2 protein-coding genes are annotated in these 1638 nt (G+C 43.3%); one reads left to right on the forward strand and one right to left on the reverse strand.

Annotated elements, in window-relative coordinates; all coding sequences use genetic code 11:
- On the forward strand, nucleotides 1-379 hold a 379-nt coding region (locus A3738_RS18675), incomplete at its 5' end, for a DUF2750 domain-containing protein (RefSeq protein ID WP_197473913.1).
- A gap of 75 nt (nucleotides 380-454) precedes the next feature.
- On the opposite strand, the gene A3738_RS18680 is transcribed toward A3738_RS18675, so the two are convergent.
- Complete coding sequence (locus A3738_RS18680) at nucleotides 455-1600, reverse strand: ribonucleotide-diphosphate reductase subunit beta (protein ID WP_068476121.1); 1146 nt, start codon at nucleotides 1598-1600, stop codon at nucleotides 455-457.
- Nucleotides 1601-1638 lie beyond the last annotated feature (38 nt).

A 1638-nucleotide genomic window follows, 5' to 3' on the forward strand; every position in this document is an offset into this window, starting at 1 on the left:
TCAAGAGAATATGCAAGCAATCTATGAAATGGATAGCGAAGGTCGCTATGACTTCACCATAAGCTATGTGGTTGAGGAACGTGAGATCTGGATTCTCGTGAACAATGATAAGCAATTTCTAAAGATATTTTCTGAAGATGAAAATTTTGAGTACTTGCCGATTTGGCCGACCGAAGAATTAGCTCTGGCCTACGCAAAAAATGAATCAGAGCTTGAAGCCTTGAGTATATCTCTTCCAGATTTCTTTAATAAATGGGTCGTCGGTCTAGAAAAAGATGGACTAGAGATTGGAGTATTTCCTGGCACAGACTCGACTATATGGGTCACAGAGCCAAATGTTCTCAAAAAAGATCTACAAGAAAAATTAGCAAATCTTTAGTAGCAGATAAACTTGTTGCGAAATTCAACTAAGTTTATCTGCTATTAATCGCTTAAGCAGCCTTCTAATGGTTCGCTACCACGATAATGAAGCGCCGGTTTGATATTCAGTGACACGCGTTTCAAAGAAGTTCTTCTCTTTGCGTAAGGCAGCTTGCTCATCCAGCCAAGGTAAGGCGTTTTGAGCTCCAGGGAATGGCTGCTCAAGTTTTAACTGTTTCGCTCTTCGGTTCGCAATAAACCTGAATTGCTCAACGTGATCCTCTGCTGTATAGCCCAAAATCGGATCTCGAAGTAAATAACCCGCATAGGCTTTTTCCGCCGCTTCAGACTCTTCCCACATTAGTTTCACAGCTTTTGGATCAAGAGAAATATTCTCTTCCACCATAATCTGTTTAACCACCTTAATACCAAAGGCCGCGTGCATTACTTCGTCTCGCATAATGTACTGCAACTGCTCTGCCGTGCCTTTCATTAAGCCACGTCGTTGAAGTGCAAAAATCGGGCTAAATCCGTTATAAAACCAACACCCTTCGAATACGCCAGCAAAGAACGTATATGAGAGCATAAACTGTTCGAGATCATCACGATTTTTAAGATCCATCTCTGTCGTCAACACTGCATTTAAGCGGCGATTTGCGAGTCGAATCTTGCTGTAGATTTCAGGAACAACACGGTAGCGGTTGTATATCTCACTCTGATCCAAACCAATGGTTTCGATACAGTGCTGATACGTCCATGTATGCATCGCCTCTTCAAACACCTGACGTGCTTGATAAATTTGTAGTTCTGGCGCGCTCATTTTCTCCATGACCGCAAGGCCAATATTCCGCATCGCTAAGATATCTGAGGTTGTCAGATACGCGAGTACGTTCTCAAAAACATGGCGCTCTTCGACCGTAAGTTTATGGTGATAGTCATGAACATCTTGCGACATATTTACGTCTAAAGGCGTCCAGTGATTTTTGTTAGCGTTCAAGAAATATTGCCAAGCCCAAGGATACTTGAATGGCGCGAGTTGGTTCACATCAGCTTCGCCATTTACAACGCGCTTATCTTCCATACGCACGGGAGGAAGCGCTTCGAGTACGAACTCCTCTTCTTTCGCATGATCTGCGATGTTCGTGACGATACTTGGTTGTGCCTGTGAAGGGATTGCCGCTGCAAGCGGGTCATCCCAATTTGGCGTTGCTGTACTTGTTTTTTTGTTGGTGAATGACATAGTAGGTCCTCAAATATAATTCGGTTTCAATGCGCTCA

It is taken from the genome of Oleiphilus sp. HI0066, assembly GCF_001635725.1.

What these genes read in the sequence shown, in the direction of transcription:
- A3738_RS18680 (WP_068476121.1), bottom strand. Translation starts at nt 1,600, where the DNA reads ATGTCATTCACCAACAAAAAAACAAGTACAGCAACGCCAAATTGGGAT.